Source organism: Dyella thiooxydans (assembly GCF_001641285.1).
Taxonomy (GTDB): Bacteria; Pseudomonadota; Gammaproteobacteria; order Xanthomonadales; family Rhodanobacteraceae; genus Dyella_A; species Dyella_A thiooxydans.
On sequence record NZ_CP014841.1, the window covers coordinates 3,825,716 to 3,832,818 of the forward strand.

The 7,103-nt window shown below is 68.2% G+C and carries 5 protein-coding genes; 3 read left to right on the forward strand and 2 right to left on the reverse strand.

Annotated elements, in window-relative coordinates:
- Positions 1-41 precede the first annotated feature (41 nt).
- The 3 genes from ATSB10_RS17215 to ATSB10_RS17225 all read left to right on the forward strand — a co-directional run bounded on the left by ATSB10_RS17215 (position 42) and on the right by ATSB10_RS17225 (position 5,392).
- Positions 42-776, forward strand: a complete 735-nt coding sequence (locus ATSB10_RS17215) for a 4'-phosphopantetheinyl transferase family protein (RefSeq protein WP_169816729.1) — start codon at positions 42-44, stop codon at positions 774-776.
- Positions 777-846: 70 nt separating this feature from the next.
- Positions 847-2,247, forward strand: coding sequence for a TIGR03013 family XrtA/PEP-CTERM system glycosyltransferase (locus ATSB10_RS17220; RefSeq protein ID WP_063673952.1), 1,401 nt, complete (start codon positions 847-849; stop codon positions 2,245-2,247).
- A 424-nt stretch (positions 2,248-2,671) separates the two neighbouring features.
- Positions 2,672-5,392, forward strand: a complete 2,721-nt coding sequence (locus ATSB10_RS17225; protein WP_236886451.1) for a hypothetical protein — start codon at positions 2,672-2,674, stop codon at positions 5,390-5,392.
- Between the two features lie 21 nt (positions 5,393-5,413).
- Here the strand turns inward: ATSB10_RS17225 and ATSB10_RS19630 are convergent, their stop codons facing one another.
- Entirely contained in the window at positions 5,414-6,295 is an 882-nt protein-coding gene (locus tag ATSB10_RS19630) for a class I SAM-dependent methyltransferase (RefSeq protein WP_205631070.1), read from the reverse strand.
- 121 nt (positions 6,296-6,416) lie between these two features.
- Entirely contained in the window at positions 6,417-7,043 is a 627-nt protein-coding gene (locus ATSB10_RS17235; protein ID WP_063673955.1) for a molecular chaperone DnaJ, read from the reverse strand.
- Between the last annotated feature and the right edge of the window lie 60 nt (positions 7,044-7,103).

Consider the following 7,103-nt stretch of genomic DNA (forward strand, 5'->3'; position numbering starts at 1 on the left):
CGATGGAGACGAGGGGTGGGCAGTTCGCCCGGCGGGTCGATGTGGCTCTGGAGCAGGCGGGGATCGGGCGGGTGGCCGGGGCGCAGGCCTGGGTGGTGGTGTTCGACACCGCCGAGTGGTTGGACGGTCTGCAGCAGGCGGCTTTGACGCTGGATGCGTGGGAGCGGGCGCGCGCCGCGCGCTTCCGGTTCGAGGGCGACCGCACCAGTTACGTTCTCGCCCACGCGCTCTGGCGCCGGGTGCTCCGGATGTGCCTCGGCACCGGTCCGGTGCTGCCGCGTGTGTCGCCTGACGCGCTGGGGCGGCCGCTGCTTCCCGACCATCCCGGTCATGTGACCAGCTTGAGCCGATCCGGACCATTCGCGGCAGTCGCCGTGGCCCGGATGGCAGCCGTTGGCTTGGATATCGAGTGCTTTCCGGCGCGCCACGCGCTGGACGACGTGTTGGCGGCGATCGGTACGCCGGCCGAGCGGCAGGCGCTGGCCGGGCTTGCCGGCGAGCCCTGGCAGCGGGCGGTGCTGGGGCTATGGACAGCCAAGGAGGCGGTGCTCAAGGCCTGGGGCACCGGACTCAGATTCGATCCGGCCCTGGTCGACACGTCGCGAAGCCCGCTACCCGACCCCTCCGGGCGACCGTTGGCATGGAGGCTGCTTCGGCTGTCGTTGCCGGCCGGCCTGATCGGTGCCATCGCCGTCCCCGGCGAACCCGAGGCGCTCAGCATCTGCTGGCTCGGCGCCGCCGGGAACATCGTCACATATGCCGACTGGACACTGTAACAAAATCGTGACTAACATGTCGGTCCGGCGTGTGTAAAGCGAACTGAGTCACAGTACAGGGGGTAGTGCCATGTTTCGCTCATCCAAGAATAGCGGCCTTCGCTGGCTGCTATTGCTTGCCGTCATCGAACTGCTGCTACTGAGCGTGTCGCTCTACGTAGCTGCACGTCTTCGCTACCCGGGGGCGCCTGAAGATCTCGCGCGCTTCACCCGCTCGCTGGTGCTGCGATCGCTGGTGTTTGCCGCCGTGCTCATGCTCGGACTGGCTGCGCTGGGGCAGTACCAGTTGAACATGCGGACCAGCTGGTTCGGCCTGCTGGCCAGGCAGGCCGTCGGCTTCTGCTTCGGCGCGGTGATGCTGGTGGTGTTGTACTACGTCTTTCCCCAGGCATACGTCGGCCGCGGCGTGTTCGGTATCGGGCTGGCGGTGGGTTTCGCGCTGGTCACCGGATTCCGTCTGGTGTTCCAGCACCTGACCGAAGTCGAGGGTCTCAAGCGCCGGATCCTTATCCTTGGCGCGGGCCAGCGTGCGGCCGAGGTGCACAGTCGCATGCGCCGCCGCTCCGATCGCCGTGGGTTCATCGTGGTCGGTTTCCTGCCTCGGGCCAGCGAGGAGGTCTGCGTGCCGGCCGAGCATCTGCTCGATCCGCAGCACACCCTGCTGCAGTGGGTGAACGAGCGCCAGGTGGACGAGGTCGTGGTGGGCGTGGAGGATCGTCGCGGCAACCTGCCGATGACCGACCTGCTGGAGTTGCGCCAGATCGGCGTCGAGGTGACCGATCTGACGACCTTCGTCGAGCGCGAGGCCGGTCGCGTCCAGCTTTCCTTTACCGATCCGTCCTGGCTGGTGTTCTCCGGCGGCTTCGACTCGACCCCGCTGCGCCGTTTCAGCAAGCGCTGTTTCGACCTGTTTGCCGCGGTCGTCGTGCTGTTGCTGACCTGGCCGTTCATGCTGCTGACGGCGTTGGCGATCCGCATGGAATCCGGTCGCGGCCAGCCCATCCTGTACCGGCAGGAGCGGGTCGGTGCCCGTGGCAAGACCTTCTGGCTGACCAAGTTCCGCAGCATGGCGACCGATGCCGAGCGCGATGGCGTCGCCCGCTGGGCGAGCAAGAACGACGACCGCGTGACGCGGGTGGGGCGCTTCATCCGCAAGACGCGCCTGGACGAGCTGCCGCAGCTGTGGAACGTGGTGAAGGGCGACATGAGTTTCATCGGTCCGCGGCCGGAGCGTCCCCAGTTCGTGGCCGACCTGAGCCGCAAGATCCGCTATTACGAGGTCCGGCACTGCCTCAAGCCCGGTCTCGCAGGCTGGGCGCAACTGCGTTACCCGTATGGCGCCTCGGATGAGGATGCCGCGGAAAAGCTCAAGTACGACCTCTACTACGTCAAGAACCACAATCTCTTGTTCGACCTGCTGATCCTCATCCAGACCGTAGAGGTCGTCCTGTTCGGTCGCGGCGCGCGTTGACGGATGCTGAACGACCACGGATGGGACAGAGACGAGGGCATGCGCGATGCCACAAAACGGCGCATGCTGACCGGGCGCTGCCCAGGCCCCTCCGTTCTCTGTGATCAGGGAATGCACACGCGTACCCAAGGGACTCGCCCAGATGAACGCCGATGACGTCGAAACCGTCCGTGCCGACGACACCTCCCGACCCCGCCGCTGGCCTCGCGGACCGCGTATAGGCGCCACGATCGTGCTGCTTCTTTCGGTGGCATTCGGCATCGCCGGCATGGTCCGACCCGACCTTGTGGCTCCCCTCGGCTCGGGCGGGACCGGTCATGCCCAGGCCCTATCCACACCGGCCGCTGCAGCTTCCGTGGCCAGGACGGGCGAGGGCGTCCTGGCGCCATCGGAGGATTCCACTGCCGCCGCGGCGGACGCTCCCGTGACAAACCAGGTCCGGGGCGACGCGACCGCGCGGTCGGGACACCTGCTCCAGCGTTATGCCGAAGCCGTTACGCCGGGCAGTGCCGGCGCCGCGTGGCCCTGCAGCGCCAGCGGGCCGGCGCTCGGGTTCACGCCGGTCGGCAATGGAGTGCTGCGGCGCGGCCAGGCGAACGACTGCTCGTCGGCCGTCACTTGGTCGCGCGCACTGTTTCCCACCGCGGCGAGCAGCCTTGGCATGGCGCTGTCGGCCAGGGTGCTGGTTGCCGGCGCGTCTGCGGCATCGGCATCGACAGGGGCCGGCAGTTCGCTGACCTCCGGCAGCGGGACCCGCTCCGGCATCGTGGCCGCGTCGGTCGGTGGCGCCACACCGGCTGCCGTGGGCCCGACCATCACCGCCGCGCACCCGCGCATGATCCTGGACTCGGCGACGCTGGCCACGCTGCGCCAGCACGCGACCGCCAACACCACCGAATGGCAGGCGCTGAAGGCGACCTGCGACAGCTATATCGGCGGCTCGGTGCAGTATCCGAACGGGAACGCCTACCCGAACCTGCCCAACCTCGGTTCCGGCTATCAGGGCGAAGACTATCTCCCGGCCCTGCTCGCCGAGGCGATGTGCTACCAGGTGCTGCACGCCACGAACGCCGGCCAGGCGGCGACCTACGGGGCCAAGGCGGTGGACATCCTGATGAAGATGTCCTCGCCCTTCGGCACCGGGCAGGGCACCGATCCCTGCACGGACAGTGGCTACGGCATCCGCTTCTACGGTGTGGGCTTCGGTCTTGGCTACGATTGGCTGTACGACCTGCTCTCCAGCAGCCAGCGCACGCAGGTCTACACTACGGCCAATGCCTGGCTCACCGCCTGGGAGCAGCCCGGAGGCTGCGCGGCATTCGAGTACGCGCATCCGCAGAGCAACTATTACGCCGGCTATTTCCACGCCAAGGCGGTGATCGCGATCGGCACCTATGGCGAGAACCCTTCGGCGTCCGCCGAGTGGGACGACTGGTACGGCAACCAGTTCACCGCGCGCGTGCTGCCCTACTACAACCTCCATCTGGCAGGTGGTGGCTGGCCGGAAGGCTTCGCCAACTATGCGCCACTGGGCATCTTCAACATGAGCCTTCCGGCGCGCGAGGTGAAGACCGCCACGGGGGTCGATCTGGTGCACGCCTCGACCGCGTATACCTTCCCGACCGACAATGCCGCATACCTGATGCATTTCACCTGGCCGTCGCGCGGTTACATCGACGACCGTGACACCAATCGCTCGTCGGGCAGCCTTCCGGATCCGGGGACGGCGCAGCTGAGTGTGTTCCAGCAGGTCTACGGCGAGGCGGCCTACTGGGGGTCGTCGCTGGCGCCGGTGCTTCTGCAGTATCTGGGCCAGGTATCCAGCGCCACGTCCGGCTACAGCCCCGCGGCACCATGGCTGGCTTTCCTGGAGAGCGCGCCGGGCGGAGCGACGGCTTCGGTCAGCACGCTGCCCCTGTCGTACTTCGCCAGCGGCCTGAATGCGGTGTCCGCACGTTCGGACTGGACCACTGCCGCGGTGTGGATGTCGTTCCGCGCCGGTCCCTATGTCAACAATCCCGGCCAGGGCGAGGAATACTTCGACCAGGGTTCGCTTGCCCTGGTCCGCGGCGCCACGCCGCTGCTGCTGAACGCGACCGGCTGGCTGGTGCACAGCCCGAACGGCAGCGCCGACGAGAGCCGCATCTACGACGACAACTACGGCAGCTTCGACGGCACGCCCTACAAGGGCAACCGGCAGATCTACAACGTGTTCTACGTGCGCAGCATGAGCGGTTCGACCGTCCAGAGCGCGTACGGGCAGGGTGCCTACACGACCGAGAGCGATGGTGTGCGGACGGCGGTCAGCGCCTTCGAGGACGGCAGCGACTACGTCTATCTCCGGGCGACCCACCTGGAGGACATGTACCGCTCGTCAGGTGGTTCGCTCGGCAAGGGCGTCAGTGCGTGGTCGCGCGAGGTCACCTATCTGCGGCCCGGCCGCTTCGTCGTGCACGACCGCACGACCGCCAGCAGCGCCTCGCTGGACCAGTACATGGCCTGGCACTTTCCGGCCAGCCCGACGAGTCAGGTCACGTCGTCCGGCGGCACCCGCTTCGATGTCACCTACAACGGCACCTACGCCGGCGCGATGACCGTGGTGACGCCGGTCAACCCGGTCACCACCACCCTGGCGATGTATCCGGCCAGCAACCCGACCAAGGCATGGCAGGTGCAGGTGCGGCCGGCGACCGCGGCGGCCAGCAACCAGTGGCTCACCGTATTCGATCTCTCCGGCACGGCTGCCGCGGTGGCGGCAGCGTCGCCGGTGACGATCAACCAGGGCAGCATCGTCGGCGTGCGACTGGCGGGCACCGATGGCGTCAGCGTGGTGATCAACAACGCCGGCACCCCGGGCACGCCGATCAGCGGGACGATCGCCTACTTCGTGCCGGCCGAATCCGCGCACCACGTGGTCACCGGGCTGGCTCCGTACACCGGCTACAGCATCACCGCGGCTTCCCAGGGAGGCGGGCGCGTGGTGACCATCGCTCCGGGCGGCACGTTCACGAGCAGCGGCAAAGGGGTGCTGGATTTCTACGTGACCGGTGCCGGGGCCGTGCAGATGAACACGCCCGGCTACGTCAACCTGCCGATCAGCACGATCCCGGTCGGCAATCCGACGCCCTACACGCCGGGAGGCTGAACAGCCTGCGGCGTGCGGAGTTCAGGGGGGGGGGGCGCTGGTGGCGGTCATCGCCAGCCAGCGCAGGCCGCCATCGGTGCACTCCCGGCGCTCCAGCAGGGTGAAACCGGATTGCGCCAGCAGTCGGGGATAGTTGTGCGACAGCGACAGCTCATCGCCGTAAGGGCGTGAGTGGGCATCGCGCTCAAGGTCGTGATCGAGGGCGATCGGCTCGATCAGCATCAGGGCGGCCGGCGCGAGCGAGGCGATGTCCTGCAGGAGCGCTCGCATCGCGGACTCGGCGAAATACTCGAACACGCCGCCGTACGTCATGAAGATCGTCCCGGGACGGGCATGCCGCGGAATCCATTGGCAGGCGTCGCCGTGAGCGAACGCGAAACGCGGGTCGCGATGGCGCGAACGATTGATCGCGGTCTGTTCTGCCGACAGGTCCAGGCCGATCAGCTCGTGCAGTTGCGGCAGTGCCGAACCGAGCTCGGCCAGGACCACGCCCGAACCGCAGCCGATCTCGCAGATCGAGCGCAGCCCCGTGGCTTCCGTCAAACGGCCGAGCATGTCCGGGACGAAGCCGTGCACGCGGTGAAACTCGTCCCGGCAGCGGGCTTCGGTCACCGCGTGGAACAGCACGGCCGATTCGCCTTCCCAATAGCGGCTGTGCTGCGGCATCAGGCGATCCATGCTCCCCGATGACCGATAGCGGGCCACCAGCCCCGCCAGCACCAGCCGCTCGATCCGGTTGCGGGGTGCGGATCCCGCTTCCAGCTTCCGTGCGATGTCCGGGCGCAGGACCGACAGAACGTAGCCAGCGGCCGCCTTGGCCAGCCGGCGCGGTCGCGAATCGTGGGTCTGCAGCGGGAAATCCCCCGGCGAGGCGGGCGAGTCGCTCGCGGTCTTTTCATCCACCAAGGTACGACCCTCCGAGGAGCGATGCCGGCACGGGGCCGGATGGAGCCCGGGGTAGCGCGATCGCATCCCGGGCCGGTTCGATGATCGTGCACGCCTGGCGCATGTGGATGACTCCGTGTCAGGGGGTGCTGGTGGACCTCACGGGAAGCGGGCGCAGCGGCGAGCTGTACCAGTCGACGACGCGGTCGTCCCTGAAGCGGACCCATGACGGGCCGTAGTCCCAGCGATCGCCGGCATCGAGTTGCGGCTGACCGGCGAGGTCCAGCACCTCGCGGCGCGTGGATCCGGCATCGATGAAGGACTCCGGGGTCGCCCTGCCGTCTGCGCCATCCTTCCTGGGGGATGGCGTGGACGGGGGTGGTGATGCCGCGGGCATGCCGGTTTCGGTCGGGGCGGGCCATGCGTGCCAGAGCAGCAGTCCGGCGGCGACCAGTGCGACCAGCAGGAGGCCGTGTGCCTTTTTCTTTCCGCGCCTGCGGGAGGGGGCTGGCGCGGGGGGCGGGGTGGCACGCGCGGGGGCAGACCCCGGGAGGTGCCCGCGCTCGCGATAGAACGCCATGGCGGCGGCGAACATGGCGGTCACCTGTTGGACCTCGGCCAGCTCCATGGCCGGGCGCTCGCGCTGGCGGTCCGGATGCCTGTCGGCGATATAGCGGCGGTAGGCCTGGCGCAGCTCGGCCTCGCTGCAGTCGGCATCGAGGCCGAGGCGCCCGTACATGGCAAGGAAGTTGTTGATCTGCGCCATCCGTCTCTCCGGGATCGCGGCGAGCCATGTGAAAGTCGCACCGACCGGTCGATTCCGCTG